We start from the raw sequence: 20897 nt of genomic DNA, 5'->3' as shown, positions 1-20897 counted from the left end.
CGTTTAAGCTCCGGCTTGGACCTGTTCGGCCCTTGCTTGCTGCGCGGTTTGCAATGCAACCTTTTGCAAGTGGGCTACAACCTGGTCTTTCGGCCCGTAAACCGACAATTGGCCGTCGCTGAGCAACAGCAACTTGTCGACATTGTTTAAGACGTTGTTGCGGTGGGTGATTACGATCACCGTGACCTTATTGGCTTTCAGCCGCTGGATGGTCCGGCCCAAGGCGATTTCGCCCTGTTCGTCCAGATTGGAGTTAGGTTCGTCCAATACCACCACGACCGGATTGCCGTACAAAGCCCGCGCCAAACCGATGCGCTGGCGCTGGCCGCCCGACAAGTTGCCGCCGTTGGCACCGATCACGGTGTTGTAGCCGTCCGGCAAATGCAGCACCAGTTCGTGGACGTCGGCCATCTTTGCCGCGGCAATCACTTTCTCCGGCTCGACGTCGCCGAAGCGGGCAATGTTTTGGCTGATGCTGCCTTCGAACAATTCGATATCCTGGGGCAAGTAACCGATGTGCGGCCCCAGTTCATCCCGGTTCCAATTGAAGATTTCGGCGCCGTCCAGCCTGATCGTGCCGCTGGAAGTCGGCCAGATACCGAGTAAGGCACGGGCAAAGGTCGATTTGCCGGCGCCGCTGGGGCCGATCACGCCGACCACGTCGCCTTTGCCGATGGCCATGCTGATGCCTTTGATGACCGGCGTTTTCGCCCCCGGCGGCGTGACTTGTGCCATATCGAGCTGAAAGGCGCCGACCGGATCGGGCAAGGTCATTTTTTTCGATTCGGCCGGCATCTGCACCAGTAATTCGTTCAACCGGTTGTATTGGCCGCGGGCGTTGATAAAGCCTTTCCAGGTGCCGATCACGATATCGATCGGCGCCAGGGCTCGGCCCAGCAGGATGGAACCGGCGATCATCAGGCCGGAGGAAATCTCGTTTTCGATGACCAGATAGGCGCCAAGCGCCAATATCAAAGATTGCGACGACAAGCGTACCAACTTGGAAACGGCGTTGACCAGACCGGCGCGGGAACTGGCGATAGCCTGCAGCCGCAGCACCTTATGCACGCTGTTCAACCAACGCCCCTGGATGTTGGGCAGCATGCCCATCGCATCCAGCACTTCCGCATTTCGCAAATTTTTACTGACCAGGTTACGTGCGTTCAGCGCAGTGCTGTTGGCTTCGCTCAGCATCCGGCTGGTGGTCTTTTCTTGGACGTAGGCGACGATCACCAACAGGATCGCAGTCGCCACGCCGGCCCAACCGTACCAGGGATGAAACATGAACATCACCGCCAAGTAGATCGGTAGCCAGGGCGCATCAAAGAAGGCGAACAAACCGCTACCGGTCATGAACTGGCGTAGTGCGGTCAAATCGTCGAGCGGTTGGATGCTGGCGCGCTGGCCGTTGGAATAAAGGGCCATTTTGTAGGCCACTTTCAGTAACCGTTCGCTGAGCAGAACCTCGATGCGGGTGCTGACCCTAACCAAAATTTGCGACCGCACCCACTCCAACACCCCCATGGTCACGAACAACACCATCAAAATCAGCGTCAACAGCGACAGGGTCGTCAGATTGCCGGTCGGCACCACCCGGTCGTAAACCTGCAACATGTAAATGGTCGGCACCAGTTGCAATACGTTGATCACAAAACTAAAACCGGCAGCAGATATAAACGCGCCCTTACACAGCCGTAACGCTTCGATCAAATCGGATTGGGGGGAATTCATACCTTGGTTAGCGGTTTAAGGTTCGCGAAAACGGCTCGATTTTTACACACTCGTCAACGCCGCACCAAATCCGGCGCAATTTGCCGCCCGGCAAATTTAGATGCGCCACTCAGTTTTGTGTCTACACTTCGTGACAATTGGCCAAACTGTGACAGTGGTCAAAGAGGGCTGATAATTAAACAGCCTAGATGCTGCTATAACTTTTCGCCAGTAAAAAACCGCTAAAGTTTTTTTGCCTGCTACCGAAAAGCTAAACACATATTCGGGCGTTGCCATGACGCTTCAGTAACGACGCCGCCGAATTTCAGAATCCATCATACAGGACCGCAACTATGGCTATCACTACCGATACAGACATTACCACTTTGACGCCAGCCCAGATTGCGGCTCTGACCACCACTGAAATTGCGGCTCTGACCACAGGCGCTACCGGACAGATCGCGGCTTTATTGACGACGCAGATTCCGTCTTTAAGCGCGGCTCAAATAGCCGCATTGACGACCGACCAGATACCTTCTTTCACGACAGAGGCGATCAACAAACTTTCCGCTTCGCAGATCAGCAAATTCTCGTCCGCACAGATCAGCGTGATGGAAAATGCCGATCTAAGCGCAATCTCATCAGCCGCGATCTCCGGCATGACTACCGCCGTCCTGAGCGGCCTGACGACGACACAGATTCAATTGCTGACCACCGGCACCAATGGTCAAATCGCCGGTTTGAGCGTGGGTAGCGCCGGACAAATCGCTGCATTGACCACGGCCCAAGTCAAAGCACTCTCCTTCGGCCAAGTGGCATCGCTGACGTCTAACCAGGCCAAGGTTCTCAGCGGCGCCCAAATCGCAGCGCTCGACGACGCCGATTTCGGCGCGTTAACCGATTCCGCACTCAGCCAGATAACGACCACGGCCATTTCTTCGATCACCACCAGCCAAATTCAAAACCTGACTTCGAGTCAGTCCGACGGCTTGACGGCTGCTCAAGTCGGCAGATTGAGTTCCGCTCAAGCGGTACAAATTTCGACCGACGCCCTGGCGAATATTACAACCACCGCGATTAAGGGCCTGACTGCTTCAGCAGTTGCCAGCCTGACCGACGCCCAACTGGCCGCGCTGACCACCGGTAGCGCCGGACAAATCGCCGCGTTGACAACCGCGCAAATCGCCGCCCTGAAATCAACCCAATTCGACGCATTGACTTCGGCTCAAGCCGCGGCGCTGACTTCTGCACAAGCAGCTGCGATCACATCGGCCCAAATCGGCACCTTGTCGACCTCCGCCTTCGCCGCATTGGATTCCGATGCCATCAGAGGCTTGTCCACCGCTGCAGTCGCCGCACTATCCACCGCAAGCGACGGCCAGATCGTGGCCTTGTCGACACAACAAGCGGCGGCATTCACCTCGGTCCAAGTTGCGGCATTGTCTTCCGGCCAGTTTGCGGCGATGGAATCGACCGATCTGGTTGCGATCTCCAGCAGTGCAATCAGAGGCATGACCACCTCAGCGCTGACCTCGTTGAGCACCACCCAAATCCAAAAACTGACCACAGGTACCGCGGGACAAGTTGCCGGCTTAACCACTACCCAAATTGCGGCCCTGACCAGCGACCAAATTGTGGCATTCGGCTCGTCGCAAGCCGGATCGTTAACCAGTACCCAGGCTGCCGCGTTGACATCCACTCAAGTTGCGAACATGGAAACCGCGGATTTCGCGGCATTGACCACCGGCTCCACCGGCGCACTGTCAAAATTAACCACCACCGCCATCGCCGCATTAACCACTGGCGCCAGTGGCCATATTAAGGCGCTGACCACAGGCCAAGCGGCCTCGTTAACGGCGGCCCAAGTCGGCAAATTCAGTTCCGACCAATTGAGCGACATGGAAACGGCGGATTTCGCGGCTCTGAGCTCCAGCGCGATCGCCGGCATTTCCACAACCAATATCTCGTCTTTGACTACCAGCCAAATCTCCGCTCTATCTACCACGCAAGCACCGGCGTTGACTGCTACCCAAATCGCCAGACTATCCACCGGCCAAGTTCAAGCCATTGAAACCGCAGACTTTGCGGAGCTGTCCAATGCCGCCGTAGCCGGCTTTACCACAGCGCAAATCGCAGCCTTGACCACCGGCGCGACCGGCCAGATTGCCGCTCTGACCACCGAACAGGCCGCGTCGCTGACATCCGCCGCAATGGGTGCATTCAGCGCTGCGCAAATCACCAGTTTCGAAACGGCCGATTTGGCGAAAGTCAAAGTTGCCAGCATCAGAGGCATGACGACCGATGCCGTGGCCGCGTTGACTACGTCGCAAATTCAGGCCTTAACTACCGGCGCAACCGGTCAAATCGCCGCGCTGACCACTGCTCAAATCCAGGCGTTGACCCCGACGCAAATCGAAGCCTTGACGACCGCTCAAGCCGGTTCTTTGACGTCCAGCCAAGTCGCAATCTTGAGCACCGCCCAATTCGCGTCGATGGAAGCCAGCGATTTTGCCGCGATTACATCGCAGGGGATTAGAGGCCTTTCGACCGACATTGTGTCGAATTTGACCACCACTCAATTCGCCAGCTTGACTACCGGCACCAACGGCCAGATTGCTGCACTGACTACCGCACAAATCGCCGTTTTAACTACCGGCACCAACGGCCAAATCGCAGCGTTGACCACCGACCAAGCCGCATCGCTGACATCGACTCAAGTCGCGAAATTCACCTCCGACCAATTCGCGTCGATGGAATCCGCGGATTTCGCAAAACTGTCTCCGGCCGGCGTCAAAGGCTTATCCACTGCGACGATCGCCGGCTTGACTACCGCCCAAATCGCCAGCATGTCCACCGGCGCCACCGGCTTGTTGGCCGGTTTGTCGACCGCTCAGATTGCGGCCTTGACTTCGACACAATTAGACGCTTTGAGCTCCGGCCAGGAAGCTTCGCTGACGTCGGCTCAGGTAGCGGCACTTAGCACCAGCCAATTCAGTGTGTTGATCAGCGAAACCACCGATTCCGCGGATTTCGTCAACTTTTCGTCCAGCGGTATCAGAGGCTTGTCGACCGGAGTCATTTCCAATCTGACCACCGATCAAATCCAATTGCTGACCACCGGCAGCGCCGGCCAAGTCGCCGGCTTGACCAGTTTGCAGGTTGCCGCGCTGACCACCGACCAAATTGTCGCACTGACCACCAACCAGGCCGCGTCGTTCAGTTCCAGCCAACTGACCGGCTTGACTACGACTCAAGTCGCCAACCTGGAATCCGCCGATTTCCAAAAATTGAGCAGCGATGCAATTAAAGGCTTGAGTTCTAACGTAATCGCCTCCTTGACTACGACCCAGATCGCTAACCTGACCACAGATCAAGTTGCGGGCCTGACCACCACTCAAATTGCTGCACTAACAACGGATCAATTGCCGAAATTCACTACGGCGCAATCGGCCGCGTTGACCTCGACTCAACTGGCGAGAATGAGTTCGGTGCAAATTGCCAGCATGGAAACCGCTGACTTCACTGCGATCTCCACGACGGCTATCAAAGGCATGGCAACCGCGGTCCTCGCTGCGTTGGCGACCGACCAAGTCGCAATTCTGACCACCGGAGCAACCGGCCAGGTTGCCGCCTTGACGTCATCACAAATTGCGGCGCTCACAACCTCGCAAATCGCGAAATTTACGACCGCGCAAGTTAATTCTCTAACCTCGGACCAAGTCACCAAATTCAGCGTCACTCAGTTGGCGAAAATCGAAACTACCGATATTTCTGCGCTGAAAACCGAAGCGATTGCCGCACTGACCAGCACCCAACTGCAAGGCCTGACCACGCAGCAAGTTGCCGCATTGACCACTAGCCAAGCTGCAGCATTGACTGCAGACCAGGCTTCGAAATTAACCGCGACCCAAGTCGCCAACTTGCCGACTCCATCGTTCGCCGCACTGACCACTGGGGCCACCGGCGCTCTAGCCAAGCTGACCACCGATGCAATAGCAGTCCTGAACGCGAACCAGATTCAGGCCTTGACGACCAGCCAAGCCGCATCGTTGACCTATACCCAGTTCAATAAATTTACCTCCAGCCAAGTCGAAAACATGCAGGCGGTGGACTTTGCGGCCTTGACGACCACCGTCATCGCCAATATGTCGACCACATCGTTGCGGGCGTTATCGACCGATAAAATCACCGAGTTGTCGACGGTGCAAATCGCCGCCTTGACGCCGGACCAGATCGCCGCGTTGACCACCACCCAGGTGCAGGCATTGACCGAAGGCACGGCCGGCCAAATCGCCAGCTTAAGTGCAGACCAGGTTCAACAACTAAGTACCACACAGATCGCGGCATTGAGGATTGCTCAAATCACGGCGCTGGAAACCAACGACTTGGTAGCGATGAGCAAGGTTCAAATCGCGGCACTGACCACAGGTGCCACGGGCCAAATCGCGGCATTGACCACAGCCCAAGTGCAGAGCCTGACGACGAGCCAGGTCGAAGCCCTGACCTCCAGCCAAATTGCTTCGTTGACCGACGCCCAAATTGCTGCGTTGGATTCCGGCGACTTGGCTTATCTCGCGTCAACAGCCATCAGCGGATTGTCAACCGACCAAATCTCGGCGCTGACCAGCAACCAAATCGCCGGTTTGACCACATCGCAAATCAAAGCGCTGACCTCTGACCAGTTGCAGGCATTGTCGGTCGGTACCGCCGGCCAAATCGCCGCTCTGACCACCGAGCAGATTCAAAAGCTGACAACCACGCAGATTTCGCAACTGTTGCCGGATCAGATCGCTGCGATTGAAACCACTGATCTACAGAAGCTGACGGTGGACCAAATCAAGGCTCTGACAACCGGCACCGGCGGTCAAATCGCCGCGTTGACCAGCACCCAAGTGCAAAAACTGACCACTACCCAGGCCGGAGCATTGACCTCGGCACAAATGGCGTCGTTGCGGGCCGACCAAGTCGCGGCAATGGAAACCGAAGACTTGGCGCAAGTAACGACCGACGCGATCAAAGGCTTGTCGAGCTCGGCGATTCAAGCCTTGACAACGGCAACCAACGGCCAAATCGCTGCACTGACAACCAGACAACTGACCGAACTGACCAGTAGCCAGCTGACTTCGCTGACTGCCGGCGCCGGTGGCCAGATTGCCGCACTGACCTCAACCCAAGTATTGAATTTGCAAGCTAGCCAAATCGCATCGCTGACGACGGACCAAATCCAGGCGCTGGAAACGGCGGATATTGCGGCGTTGAAAGCGGCTCAAATCCAGGCCTTGACTACCGGAGCAACCGGCCAAGTAGCTGCCTTGAGCTCTACTCAAATCGCCGCATTGACTTCGGACCAAGCGGCAAAATTGAGCGGTGCTCAAGTGGCTTCGTTGACGCCGGGCCAAGTGGCCGGCTTCGAAACCGAAGATTTGAGCGCGGTTACCAACACTGCGATTCAAAGTTTGACCACCGACGCACTGCAGGCTCTGAGCACCGGCACCAACGGCCAAATCGCCTCGCTGACCACAAACCAAGTGGCTGCGTTAACCACGACGCAACTGACCGCCCTGACTGTGGAAGCCAATGGCCAAATTGCCTCGTTGACGACCGATCAGATTGCCAATTTAACGACCACACAAGTTAGCAAGTTAACCACCAAGCAAATCCAGGCCTTGGAAACCGCAGACATTGCCGCGCTGAAAACCCCGCAAATTCAGGCTTTGACGACGGCTCAAGTCGCCGCATTGACTTCGGCACAGGTTACCGCGTTAACCTCCGATCAGGCGGCCAACTTGAGCGGTACTCAGGTTGCAGCACTGACGCCCGGCCAAATCGCCGGACTGGAAACGACCGATCTGCGCGCAATCTCGGCCACGGCTCTGCAAAGTCTGACAACCGATAGTCTGCAAGCGTTAACCACAGCGACAAACGGCCAGATCGCCGCGCTGACCACTGCCCAAGTTGCAGCGTTGACTACGACGCAGATTCAGGCTTTAACCTTGGGTGCTGGAGGTCAGGTCGCTGCGCTGACTACCGAGCAAGCCGCGGCGTTGACAGCGACCCAATTGCAAAAGCTGACGACTAACCAGATCCAAGCTCTGGAAACGACAGATCTGGCTGCGTTGAAGACTGCACAAATAGAGGCGTTCACGTCAACACAAGTGGCGGCGTTAACGACTTCGCAAGTAGAGAAACTGACCAGCAGTCAAGTACAAGCTCTAAGCTCAACCCAAATAGGTGCGCTGAGCGCCGACCAAATCGCGAAAATGGAGACGACCGATTTACGGGCAGTCACCACCGACGCGATCAAGGGCTTGTCGATTTCGGCATTGCAAGCCTTGACCACGGCAACCAACGGCCAGATCGCAGCGCTGACCACAGACCAGTTGCGAGCCTTGACCTCCAACCAATTGCAGGCATTGACGCTGGGAACCGACGGCCAAATCGCGACCTTGTCTTCTGCCCAGTTCGCGGCACTGTCGGCAACGCAAATAGCGCAACTGACTACGCGGCAAATCGAAGCGATTCAAACCGCCGATCTGCAAAAGCTGTCGCTAACCCAAATCAATGCATTGACGACCGACCAGATGGGGGCACTAACCACAGACCAAGTCGTGGCCCTGGATACCTTGCAAGTTTCGGCGCTGACCTCGACCCAGGTATCGGCACTGTCGAATGCGCAAGTGGCTAAAGTTGAAGTCGGAGACATGGCTTTCGTCAACGTGGCAGGCCTGTTGGCTACCGGCGGCCTCACCGCGCTGACTTCATCGCAAATTCAGGCTCTGAATACAACTCAGCTGGCTGCCCTGTCCACTACTCAAATCGCGGCCTTGTCTGCCGGGGCCGGCGGGCAAATTGCATCGCTGACCACGTCGCAAATCAGCCAGTTGAGCACAACCCAAGTCGGCGCTTTGACCTCGGATCAAATCGCCTCAATCGAAGTCGCCGATTTGCAAAAAATGACGACCGATCAGATCAGAGCGATTTCGACCAGCGTGATCGATAAGTTGACAACCGCGCAAATCGACGCATTGACGACGACTCAAGTGGAAGCGCTGACTACTGCCCAATTGCCCAAACTGACGGCAACCCAGTTGAACGCATTGACGACTTTCGATATTCAGGCTTTGACCTCAGCGCAGTTTGCGGTACTGACCACCAGCCAGCTCGATGCCTTGACCTCGACCCAAATCGGCGCGATTACCGCCAACCAACTGGATTTCCTGACCGGGGCTCAAGTGACTAGGTTGGCAACGCTGGGTTACAGCACGATCGACACGGTCGGAATCGAAACCACCTCGACAGTAACGGGTACCACAGTAGCTGACGTGATCGTTGGCGGCGACGGCGCTCAAACCATCGATGGCGACGCCGGTGCAGATGACCTAACCGGTGGCGCAGGTAACGATACCTTCCTGTTCAACACTGGCGACGTCAGCTTCGGCGAAACCATTAACGGCGGGGCTGATTTCGACGCGTTGAAAGTCGTGACCAGCACCGATTTCGCCGGTGCGGGCAACAGCGGTATCACCAACGTCGAGCAATTGATAATCACCTCCGGCCAAACCGCAACGTTTACCGGTGCACAATTGACCGGCTCAACCTTGCTGGTTAACGCTACGGCGGCCGGAGCGGCTACCTTGCAAGTCAATGTCGTCGGCGGTACCGCGGTGAGTTTGGCGGGCCTAACCTTTACCGCATTCGGTTCCGGCAACGCCTTCGATACCGGTACCGACATTGTCAATATCACCGGCGATTCCGATGCGAACACGATCACCGGTACCAGTTTGGCCGATAACATTACCGGCGGTGCCGGTGCCGACACCATGACGGGCGGCACAGGTGCTGATACCTTCGTGTTCGCGGCAGGTGACAGTGGCAATATCCAAAGCGGCAGCTTCGATACGGTAAACGGTTTCACCCTGGCTGACGGCACAGGCCCGGATACATTAAACCTTGAAGGTACACCGACGATTATTGCCGACGTAACCGCTGTCGACGTGAAACTGGCAATCAGCGGTGTGACCCCGGCGAAAGTGCTGACGGCTGACAGTACCGACGGTGTCATCACATTGGGAGGTGCCGACGCTGCCGACATCGATACGCTGGCAGAATGGGTTGAAGTAGCCAAGTTGATGACCACGGCAGACGGCGCCACCAGTGCCTTCGCTTTCGGCGGCGATACTTATGTGTTCCAGGAGAACACCGGTGGCGATTTGTTGATCAAATTGACCGGTATCGCCGCGGCCGACGCGTTGGCGACGTCCGGCACCGGCGCTAACGACATCCTGATCGGATAAGTCTTAACCACTAAAGCTCGGAAGCCGTCCTCTGCGTGAGCGGGGACGGCTTTTTTATTGCCTAAAATCCGGGAATCTTCTTGCTTGGCAATAGCCGTCTATAATTTCTGCAATCCGGCCGCTGTCGAAATGCCATGTTTCGCACTAGACACCGCCGCCGTACCCACAACAGGAATCGATTTCTTAGCCCGGTCGATTTCCCTAAACCTGCAATCGCAACGCAAAACAAGGTAGATACATGGAGAAACCCCTTTTTTGGCCAATCAAAATCGAGAACGACGTCACCGTGTGTGCGGCCAGCGACATCAATTTGATGACCCCTTATGTTTTGCTGGAACAGGAGGATTGGTTCGAAGACGAAATGGATTTTATCCGGAGCTACATCGAGCCGGGCATGCGCAGCCTGGATATCGGCGCCAATCACGGCGTGTACGCCCTCAGCATCGCCAAACTGCTCGATAGCGGCCGGGTCTGGGCGTTCGAACCGACTTCGGCGCCGGGGACGATGCTGGAACGCAGCATTGAGTTAAACGGCTTTAGCGACAAGGTCAAGCTGCTGCGTTTCGGCTTATCCGACGCGACCCGCGCCGCGGAGATCAGTGTATCGGCCAACAGCGAACTCAACTCGTTGAGCGGCAGCGGCCAAAATAAGGAAACCATCCAATTACGCACCCTGGACGACAGCTTGGCCGAATATGCGCCGGGGGTAACGATCGATTTCGTCAAAATGGACGCGGAAGGCGAAGAAATCAACGTCCTGAAAGGCGGCCAACGCTTTTTCAGCGAACAGTCGCCGCTGTTGATGTTCGAGTTAATGCACGGCAGCCAAATCAATCACGGCTTGATCGATGCCGTCCGCCAATTCGGCTTCGGGATTTACCGTTTGATTGCCGAGCCCAACGTTTTGGTCGAATTCGATGCCGATCAACACAGCGAGACCTTAAACCTGTTCGCCTGCAAACCGGACCGGGCGGCGTTATTGCGCCAGCGCGGCTTGTTACTGGATCGGGATCCGCAACCGGCAGCAACCCCAGATAGCTTCGACCCCAGTGCATTTTTTGCCGGTTACGAGTACTCGCACTATTGTTTGCCGCTCGATAGCAGCGAATTGGCGCCGGAATTTCGCCAACTGATATCGCTTTGTGCAGCCTACGAATCGGGCAAGCTCGCTGCGCACGAGAAGTTGAACTTGCTGCAACAGGCCAGAGTTTTAGCCGAACCGTACAACACACTGAACATCGCCACAGAGGCCGAAAAAACACCCTGGCTGGTCATGCTGGTCTATGTTTACTACAAACTGGGCATGCGCGCGGCAGCATTGTCCACCGCGGCGACATTGTTGCTGAATATCAACGTGTTGACCGACTTCCGCCACCCGTTTCTGCCGCCGCTGAGCAGGGACTTAAATCGCCCGGTCGTCGGTTCGCTTGGCGAATGGTTGAAATGCTTGTTGATCGAGTTCTACGAAGCCAAACGCAGCTTTTCATCGTATTTTCTGGCCGATCCGCTTAGCGTCCTGGATCTGATTCAAAACAGCCCGAATTTATCGGTCGGCATGGCCCGCCGCTACGCCTTGGCCAGTTTGCGCCGGCAAAAACCGGTTCCCGAGCATATCAAGCAACTGATCGTCCAACACAATCGCAACAATGCCACGATTTGGCGCGAGCTGTTAAACCTGCCGCAAGCTTTCAATCTGCTCGACGCCTTATTAAAAACAGAAGGCCAGCCGATACGGGTCAACATCGTCGATATCGGCGCCAGTTCCCACGGCCAGTTGACCGAACCCTACGCGCCGTTGATGCAGGCCGATTTAGCGACCGTGGTCGGATTCGAACCGGATCCGGAGGCGCACGCCAAGTTATGCGAGATCTACGCCGGCAACGACGCCTACCGCTACCTGCCCTATTTCGTCGGCAAGGGCGGTCCGGCGACATACTACGAAACCAACTGGTTCATGACCGGCTCGTTGTACAAGCCGAACAAACCGTTGCTGGACGCTTTTTTTCAACTCGGCGACGTGGTGCAGTTGGTCGCGGAACATCCGGTCGAGACCGTCAGCCTGGATCAGCTGAACGATTTGGGCAACGTCGACATGATCAAAATCGACGTACAGGGCGGCGAACTCGACGTATTCAAAGGCGGCAGCAACGCCTTGGCCGACACCTTGGTGATTTGGACCGAAGTCGAATTCGTCGAGTTGTACGAAGGCCAGCCCTTGTTTGCCGAAGTCGAACAATTCCTGCGCTCGCAAGGTTTTATGTTCCACTGCTTCACCGGCATCGTGCCGCGCAGTTTCAAACCACTGGTTTTGAAAGACAACCCGTATGCAGGCATCAAACAAGCAATCTGGTCCGACGCCGTATTCGTCAGAGACTTTCAAAAGCTGGACCGACTCAGTAACCTGCAATTGCGCAAACTGGCAGCGATATTGGACAGCGTCGTGCAGTCACCGGATTTCTGCCTGTTGGTATTGAAAGAGCTGGACCGCCGCGAAGGTTCTAATTTAGCCGACCAATACACCAACAATCTGCCTAGCCACTTCGCGCTGACCACGCCGACCTCTACGCTCAGCGCCAACGATGCCACCCTGGTCCAGCAAAAAACCATGAGAGCGCTGGAGTTGCAAAACAGCAACGACGCCCCCGGAGCCAGGCAATTGTTTCTGGAAGTGTTGCAACTGCAAGCACAAAACTTTCCGGCCCTGTATTCGCTCGCGGTCCTTGCCTCGCAAGCCGACGAACAACAGGAGGCCTTGGCCTGGATCGGCAAAGCCATCGCCACCGATACCGGCAGAAGCTATGCACCGGCGCATTTCGTCCAGGCCGTGGTACTGCAATCTCTGGGGCGTTTCGACGAATCGTTGGCGGCATACCAGCAGGCGATTGCCTTGGACCCGGCCTACGAAAGCGCCATGATCAACCGCAGCAACCTGTACTACGAGATCAAACAGCACGTCAAAGCGGTCGAGAGCTTCAACGAGGCGTTAAAAGTCAATCCGACATCCGACAAGGCGCTGGCCGGTCTGGGCATTATCCTGACCGAAATGAACCGTTATGAGGATGCCATTCCGCTATTCGAACAACTGTTGGCGGCGAATCCGGATTTCGATTACGGCAGAGGTTTGCTATTTCACGCCGAGCAGCATTGCTGCGACTGGCGCCGGTTCGAGGAAAGCCGCGACATTATCGAAACCGGCGTCCGCGAACAACGCAAGGTCTGTAAAACGCTGCCGTTTATGTCCTTGTCCAACTCGCCCGAAGCTCTGCAGCAATGCGTCAAGATTTTCGCCGAGCATTTGTTTCCGCCGAAAAACAAGGCGTTATGGAATGGCGAAAGCTACCGGCACGATAAAATCCGCCTCGCCTACGTGTCGCCGGATTTTCGCGAACATCCGGTCGGACATTTGATGGCCGGCATCATCGAGCACCACGACCGATCCCAATTCGAGACCATTGCCATTTCGTTGGGACTGGACGACAAAGGCGCATTGCGGCAACGCTTCGAAAATGCGTTTAGCAAATTCATCGACGTGCGCGGTAAAAAATCCTGGGAAATCGCGGAACTGATCCGAGATCTGGAAGTGGATATCCTGATCGATTTGGCCGGCTATACCGCCGACTCCCGCACCGACATTTTCAGTTACCGGCCGGCGCCGATTCACGTTAATTTCCTGGGTTACCCCGGTTCGTTGGGTCTGGACTACATGGACTATATCCTGGCGGACCGCATCGTCATCCCGGAACAGCATCAAAAATATTACAGCGAGAAAGTGGCCTATCTGCCTAACGCGTATCTGCCGACCGACTCGAATCTGAAGATTGCCGAGCGCATGCCAACCCGAGCCGAAATGGGCTTGCCGGAAACCGGCGTGATCTTTTGCTCGTTCAACCATGATTACAAGATCAATCCGCCGATGTTCGACATCTGGATGCGTCTGCTCAAACAAGTTCCGGGCAGCGTGTTGTGGCTGATGAAGTTGAACGAACCGGCGCAACGCAATTTGCGCCGGGAAGCGGAACAGCGCGGGATCGATCCGAATCGGCTAGTGTTCGCTACCCGGGTCCCGGCCGTGGCAGACCATCTGGCCCGCTATCGGCTGGCGGATATGTTTCTCGATACCACGCCGTACAACGCGCATACCACGGCCAGCGACGCCTTGCGGGTCGGACTGCCGGTGGTGACCTACCTGGGCAACACCTTTTCCGGCCGGGTCGCAGCCAGTTTGTTGCATTCGATCGGCTTGCCCGAGTTGATCGCTCAGTCGCTGGAAGAGTACGAGACTTTGGCGTTGAAACTGGCCACCGACAGCGCTTATCTGGCCGGTATTAAAGCCAAACTCCTCGAGAATCAAAAAAGCCATCCCTTGTTCGACACCGAACTGTTCTGCCGCAATCTGGAACAAACCCTGCGCCAGCTATTAGCGGATCAGCACCGGCCCGCCTGACCAGCAACAAACGATAGTGTCTGCCGAAAAACTGCAACAGCTGTTGCAACTCGCCATCGCCCAGCACCAAGCCGGGCGACTGGCAGAGGCGCAAGCTTTGTATCTTCAGATATTGCAGTTGCAACCCGAACACGCCCAAACCCATCACAACATGGGTGTTCTGGCGTTGCAGGTCGGCCAATTCGACATTGCCCTGAACCACCTTGAACGCGCTATGGCAACCGACCCGGCGCAACACAAGTACCAGCTTAGCTATTTGCAGGCGCTGGTTCAGGGCGAGCGTTATCCGCAAGCACGAGAGCTGCTGCAGCAAGCCAAGCAGCGCTACGGTTTAGGCGGGCCGGATATTGCGGCGATGGAACAGGTCCTGGCCGCCCCAGCCGGGCCGGATTTGCAGGCGTTGTACGCCCACTTTCAACAAGGCCGTTATGCCGAAGGCGAACAACTTGCCCGCCGTTTGCTCGCCCTCTTTCCTGAATCGGGTATCGTCTGGAAAATCCTGGGCTTGTTCCTGCTGCAACAGCAGATTTTCCCGGAAGCCCTGCAGGCTTTAGGCCGCGCCGCAGATCTGTTGGCCGATGACGCCGAAGCCCAGCTCAATTACGCCTCAGCTTTGCACGGTCAGGGCTGCTTTGCGGAAGCCATCGACGCCTACCGCCGCTCCTTGCAACTCGAGCCTAATAACGTGCCTGCGTATGCCAATCTCGGCAGCCTGCTCTACAATCTGGGCCGTTATGCCGAAGCCGAGACTTGTTTTACCCGGCTGACGGCGTTAACTCCCGACGCAATCGACGCTTGGTTGCGCTTGGGTCTGAGCCAACAGGCGCAAAGCCAATTCGCCGCTGCCGAGCAAGTGTTCCGTACAGCATTGGCTAAAGCCCCTTTCCAGGCCGAAGTCCACTACCAATTAGCGGTACTATTGAAAAGCCAGGCTAGGGCGGCTGAGGCCTTGGCAGCCTGCCGACAAGCATTGGCATTGAACCCGGACTATGCGGAAGCGTTTTGTACACTGGGTTCGCTGTATTACGAAGCGGGCGATTTGGTCCAGGCCGAAGCCCATTTCCGCAATGCCTTGGCCAAGCAAGCCGATTATCCGGAAGCGCTGAATAATCTCGGCACCACCTTACAAATGCAACGGAGGCTTATCGAAGCCGAATCCAGTTATCGCCGGGCGCTGGAATTGAATCCGGCCTATGTCGACCCACTTACCAATCTCGGCATCAATCTGCAAAGCCAGGGCCGCATTGTCGAAGCCGAGGCCTGCTGGCGGCGCAGCTTGGCTCTGAATCCAGATCAAATCGCCACCCAAAGCGGTTTGTTGTTTCATTTGAACTACAGCGCACACTCCCCGAACTGCAATTATCTGGAAGAAGCCCACAAGTTCGCCGAGATGGCCGAGCGTGCGGCGCGGCCGTTTACCGATTGGTTGTGCGACGACAATCCGGAGCGGTTAAGGATCGGCTTAGTGTCGGGGGATTTACGCGATCATCCGGTCGGGCATTTTCTGTTGGCGTTATTGCGCGGCAGCGACGCACAGCAAGTCGAATTTATTGCCTACGCAACTCAGCCCGGAACCGACCACTATTCGATGCGTTTGCAACCCTATCTACGCGAATGGAAAAATATTGGCGGTTTGACTGACGCAACCGCTGCCGAGCTGATACGCGGCGACGCGGTGCATATCCTGATCGATCTTGCCGGCCACAGCGCCCACAATCGGCTGCCCTTATTCGCCTGGAAGCCGGCACCGGTTCAGATTAGTTGGCTGGGCTATTTGGCTTCGACCGGGTTGCCGGCCATCGATTACGTGTTGAGCGACCCTTATTCGATTCTGGCCGAAGACGAACAGCACTTTACCGAAGCGATATGGCGTCTGCCGCAGACTTGTTTATGTTTTGCGCCGCCGCAACAGGCCGTCGAGGTTGGGCCGCTACCGGCGCTGCAAAATGGTTATATCACCTTCGGTAGCTTCAACAATCTGACCAAAATCAGCGACGACACGATTGCACTCTGGGCTCAAGTATTGCGGCATGTCCCTGATACCAAATTGTTTCTGAAAGCCAGCCAGTTAAACGAGGTTTTGGTTCGGGAACGGACCATCAACCGCTTTGCCGGCCACGGTATCGACAGGGATAGGTTGGTTTTGAGCCCGCCTTTTAGCGACCGGACACAACATTTGGCGGCTTACCAGTCTGTCGATATTGCATTGGACACGTTTCCGTATCCCGGCGTGACTACCAGCGTGGAAGCGTTATGGATGGGAGTGCCGGTGCTGACTCTACGCGGCGGCGGTTTACTGGCGCGCGCCGCGGAATCGATCGCTACCAATGCCGGGCTGGCCAACTGGATCGCGTCAGACCAGTCGGATTATCTGCAGAAAGCCGCTGGTTTTGCCGCCGATCTCGGTCTGCTTAGCCAGCTGCGCTCGGAATTACGGGACCGGCTGCAATATTCACCGCTGTTTGCCGGCAGGCAATTTGCCGAGCAATTTGCCCAAGCCATGCGGGAAATGTGGGCCACCAGGGTTAATCGCTAATTTTACCGCTGCAGGTCTGCGACTGTCCGGGCTAAGAAAAAGCCGAAACTAACGGTTGACGCCCGACAAGAACGGCACGAAGGTTACCCGCTCGATGACTTCGTCTTCGAAGCCGTGTTCGGTACGCGTGATTCTGTGTAATTCCTGCATGCCTTCCAATCCGACCGGGATAACCAAGACGCCGCCGACTGCGAGTTGTTCCAATAATGCCGGCGGAACTTCCGGTGGCGCCGCAGCGGCCAAAATGCCATCGAACGGAGCGTGCTCCGGCCAGCCCCAACCACCGTCGCTATGCTTGAACCCCACCGTTTTTATGCCCAGTTCCCATAGCGTGTCTCGAGCTTTTTTCATCAACGGCGCAATCCGCTCGACCGAATAAAGCTGACCGACCAAGTTAGCCAATATCGCGGTCTGGTAGCCGCAACCGGTGCCGATTTCCAATACGTTTTTCCGCGGCCCGAATTCCAGCAATAACTCGGTCATTTTCGCCACGATGTAGGGCTGGGAGATGGTTTGGTTATGGCCGATCGGCAGCGCCGTATCTTCGTAAGCGCGACTTTCCAGAGCCTCGTCGACAAAAATATGCCGCGGCGTATCCGCCATCACCGCCAACACGTTACCGTTTGTTATGCCCTGCTGCCGCAGCCGGGAGATCATGCGCTCCCGGGTGCGGCGCGAAGTCATGCCGATGCCTTGTAGACGCCGACTCATACCTATGCCTCCAATGCCAACCATTCGCTCAGGCCTGCCAAACGCTCATAACGGGTCAAATCCAGTTGTAGCGGTGTGACCGATACAAAACCGTTGCGGATCGCATCGAAATCCGTACCCGGCCCGGCATCCTGCTCGCTACCCGGCGGCCCCACCCAGTAAATAGTATGCCCGCGCGGGTCGCTGGCACGAACCACCGCTTCCGCCTTGTGCCGCTGGCCCAGGCGGGTTGCTTGATACCCTTTCAATTCGTGCAACGGCACATCGGGTACATTCACATTCAATAAGGTGTCCTCCGGCAGCGGATGAGCCAGAATTTTTTGCATTAAGGCGATTGCAACCGCGGCCGCGGTATCGAAATGTTTGGGGTCGCTGGCTGCTAGCGAAATAGCGACCGCAGGCAATCCCAAAAATCGGCCTTCAGTCGCTGCCGCGACGGTTCCGGAGTACAGCACGTCGTCGCCCAGGTTGGCGCCATGGTTAATACCAGCGAACACCATGTCGGGTTCGGTTTTCAATAAGCCAGTAATCGCCAAGTGTACGCAATCGGTCGGTGTACCATCGACACGGACAAAACCATTGTCACATGCCGTAGCGCGTAACGGCATGTCCAAAGTCAACGAGTTGCTGGCCGCGCTGCGGTTCTTGTCCGGTGCAACGACCGATATTTCGGCATATTGACTCAATGCTTGCGCCAATGTATTGATCCCTTGCGCCAAATAGCCGTCGTCGTTACTAATCAGAATGTGCATACCGCATTAAAACGCATTAAAATTGCAGCATCTTAGCAAAAAAACCGCAAAACCAGCAGCTTACGTGACAAAAAAAACCACTTCGCCGGATGACTCCGCGCTGTTCAGAAACACGGTAGGCAAAGTTAAAACTATCGATACCAATACGGTGAGTCTGCAACCCGCCGGCAAGCCTCGCCCATTTCCGAAAACTAAGCCGCTCGAACAAATAGACCCGCTGCAAAAAGATATTTCTGCAAAGTTGGACATGCTGTTTCAGGAAGACCGGATTGCCTTTCTAGCGCCGGGCCTGCAAAAAAACGTGCTGAAGAAGCTACGCAAGGGGCAGTATGGCTTGGACGCCGAAATCGATCTGCACGGTTTGACTAGCCGTAACGCCAAACAACAATTATTAAATTTCTTGCATGACTGCGTCGAAAACGGAATCCGCTGCGTTCACGTAATTCACGGCAAGGGATATAACTCGCCCGACAGTCAGCCGGTGTTAAAAAATGATATCAATTTGTGGTTACGCCAACATCAAGATGTATTGGCGTTCTGTTCGGCACCGCCAAAAGCCGGAGGCTCCGGAGCCGTATTCGTATTGCTGCGATTCTCCGCCAAATTTGGCGCCCACGAAGAAGATATCTAAATCAATGAAGGTCACCAACAAGTTGTTTGGCGCAAAATCCTGTTACGTACCGACCACTTACCTTGACGAGGCCGGGAAGTTGCTCTAGCTTTTTAGCACCGACACGCGACACCTGTCTAAAAACACCCACATAAGCGATGACAATTGCCCTCATTTCTCGCGGTAACAAAAACACTCGATTATTGGCCGACCCCACACCGGGAGGTATCCGCTTATGAGTTTGAAGGTAGCAATCGTCGGCCTCGGCCGTATCGGCCGCGGCGTATTACGTACGAACTTTTCCCAGCAAAGTGGGGGCCGACATCAGATTTGCGTGGTGTGCGACGTGATGACGATTGACCATGTCGCGTATTTACTGGCAAATGACAGTACGTACGGCAGACCTCCGTTTCAAGTTGAGTGCGATGGCAACGACCTGATTTTGGATGGGAAAAGAATACGCTATCAACGGGTCGATAGACGACGCAGCGGCCCATCCGAACATGGCCTGGACAGTTTGAAGGAATTTGATCTCGATGTTTTATTCGACGCCACCGGCACCGCTAGCATCAATGATTTCAGAACCATTTTGGAACGGGACATCGCCCGCAAGGTGTTATGCACATGGAACGTGACCGGGTGCGACATCAGCATCGTTTACGGGGTTAATCAGGCTGATTACCTACCGGATAAGCACCACGTTATCTCCGCGAGTACCTGCACCGGAAATGCAATGGTACCGATTTGCCACATTCTGGATAAACATTTTGGAATAGTATCGGCGCGTATCGCCACCATACACCCCCAACTCTCTGACCAGAGGGTCTTGGACGGCTACCACTCATCTTCACAGCTTGGGCGAGGCTGCGCCGCTTCGATCATCCCCACCGGCACCAATGTTGCCAAGTCGACAGCTCTCGTCTTACCAAATTTGGCGGGCAAGTTGGAAGCCGTTTCCTACCGCGTCCCAACTGCAATAGTGTCGGTGATCGACTTTACGGCATATTTGGCAACAGATGCTAGCAGAGATCAGTGCATAGAACTATTTGAGCGGTATGCTAACAACCAATTATCCGGAATCATTTGCTGTGACTACGGGGCGTGGGGCCATCAAAAAGCAAGCATCGACTACATGCGAACAGATTTCTCTGCAATTTTGTTGATGGCGCAGCTCACAATTAATCAGCAAAGGCAAATCGGATTATCGATAATGCACGATAACGAACACGCATACAGCTGTAGAGTTTTGGACGTACTCGGTGTGTTGAAGTCAGCAACGCAGAACCACCCCACACAACGCTCTGAATGAACCCTATAAGCGGATTTCCTCCAATTGCGACGGAGCGCGCCCGGATCTTGATTCTCGGCAGCATGCCAGGATTAGCTTCGCTTAACGCCGGTGAATATTACGCCCATCCCCGCAATCAATTCTGGCCGATTGTCTGTAGATTACTAGGAATCGATGCGTTACTTCCTTATGAATCCAGATTAAATGCTCTCAATGACAACGGCATTGCCGTGTGGGACGTGATAAAAGACTGCTCTCGTTCTGGCAGTCTAGATTCCGCTATTGTTAAACAAACGATCGTTCCCAACGATTTCGTTATATTTTTCCAAAGACACCCATCGATACGTAGCGTGTTCTTCAACGGTGCTACAGCAGAAAACCTGTTTAGGAAATTTTATTTAACTACCACGCTGAAGGTATGCGATGACATACGCAACTATAGAAGACTACCATCAACCAGCCCGGCCAATGCCGCATTATCATTGGAACGGAAGCTGGAAATATGGAAGCTTATATTGAATTAGCTATCCGAAAAGCAACGGATAAAATGCA

9 protein-coding genes are annotated in these 20897 nt (G+C 55.5%); 6 read left to right on the top strand and 3 right to left on the bottom strand.

The window, feature by feature from the left end; translation table 11 throughout:
• Positions 1-3 precede the first annotated feature (3 nt).
• Positions 4-1731 (bottom strand): type I secretion system permease/ATPase, encoded by a 1728-nt coding sequence (locus C2U68_RS16320; protein ID WP_140913535.1) that lies wholly within the window; start codon positions 1729-1731, stop codon positions 4-6.
• 332 nt (positions 1732-2063) lie between these two features.
• Here C2U68_RS16320 and C2U68_RS16315 point away from each other — a divergent pair, with 332 nt between their 5' ends.
• From C2U68_RS16315 to C2U68_RS16305, 3 genes are all read left to right on the top strand, one after another.
• Positions 2064-10004, top strand: coding sequence for a beta strand repeat-containing protein (locus C2U68_RS16315; RefSeq protein WP_140913534.1), 7941 nt, complete (start codon positions 2064-2066; stop codon positions 10002-10004).
• 238 nt (positions 10005-10242) lie between these two features.
• On the top strand, positions 10243-14448 hold the full coding sequence (locus tag C2U68_RS16310; RefSeq protein WP_140913533.1) for an FkbM family methyltransferase: 4206 nt from the start codon (positions 10243-10245) through the stop codon (positions 14446-14448).
• 16 nt (positions 14449-14464) lie between these two features.
• On the top strand, positions 14465-16984 hold the full coding sequence (locus C2U68_RS16305) for a tetratricopeptide repeat protein (protein WP_140913532.1): 2520 nt from the start codon (positions 14465-14467) through the stop codon (positions 16982-16984).
• A gap of 48 nt (positions 16985-17032) precedes the next feature.
• Here the strand turns inward: C2U68_RS16305 and C2U68_RS16300 are convergent, their stop codons facing one another.
• Together C2U68_RS16300 and surE are read right to left on the bottom strand one after the other, a co-directional pair.
• Complete coding sequence (locus tag C2U68_RS16300) at positions 17033-17695, bottom strand: protein-L-isoaspartate(D-aspartate) O-methyltransferase (protein WP_140913531.1); 663 nt, start codon at positions 17693-17695, stop codon at positions 17033-17035.
• Positions 17696-17697: 2 nt separating this feature from the next.
• A complete protein-coding gene (surE, locus tag C2U68_RS16295; protein ID WP_140913530.1) occupies positions 17698-18447 on the bottom strand; it encodes a 5'/3'-nucleotidase SurE in 750 nt (249 codons plus the stop codon).
• Positions 18448-18511: 64 nt separating this feature from the next.
• On the opposite strand from surE, the gene C2U68_RS16290 reads away from it, so the two are divergent.
• The 3 genes from C2U68_RS16290 to C2U68_RS16280 all read left to right on the top strand — a co-directional run bounded on the left by C2U68_RS16290 (position 18512) and on the right by C2U68_RS16280 (position 20869).
• The gene (locus C2U68_RS16290; protein WP_140913529.1) at positions 18512-19078 is read left to right on the top strand and encodes a Smr/MutS family protein; all 567 of its coding nucleotides are present in this window, start codon (positions 18512-18514) and stop codon (positions 19076-19078) included.
• Positions 19079-19292: 214 nt separating this feature from the next.
• Positions 19293-20366 carry a glyceraldehyde 3-phosphate dehydrogenase NAD-binding domain-containing protein gene (locus tag C2U68_RS16285; protein ID WP_140913528.1) on the top strand — a complete coding sequence of 358 codons (1074 nt, stop codon included), beginning with the start codon at positions 19293-19295 and terminating at the stop codon, positions 20364-20366.
• The gene (locus tag C2U68_RS16280) at positions 20363-20869 is read left to right on the top strand and encodes a DNA-deoxyinosine glycosylase (RefSeq protein ID WP_140913527.1); all 507 of its coding nucleotides are present in this window, start codon (positions 20363-20365) and stop codon (positions 20867-20869) included. The genes C2U68_RS16285 and C2U68_RS16280 overlap by 4 nt, the downstream gene beginning before the upstream one ends.
• The last annotated feature ends 28 nt before the right edge of the window (positions 20870-20897 follow it).

Source organism: Methylomonas koyamae (genome assembly GCF_006483455.1).
GTDB lineage: Bacteria > Pseudomonadota > Gammaproteobacteria > Methylococcales > Methylomonadaceae > Methylomonas > Methylomonas koyamae_B.
The sequence above is the reverse complement of the archived record's forward strand: the minus strand, read 5'-3'. Positions and strand labels throughout refer to the sequence as shown.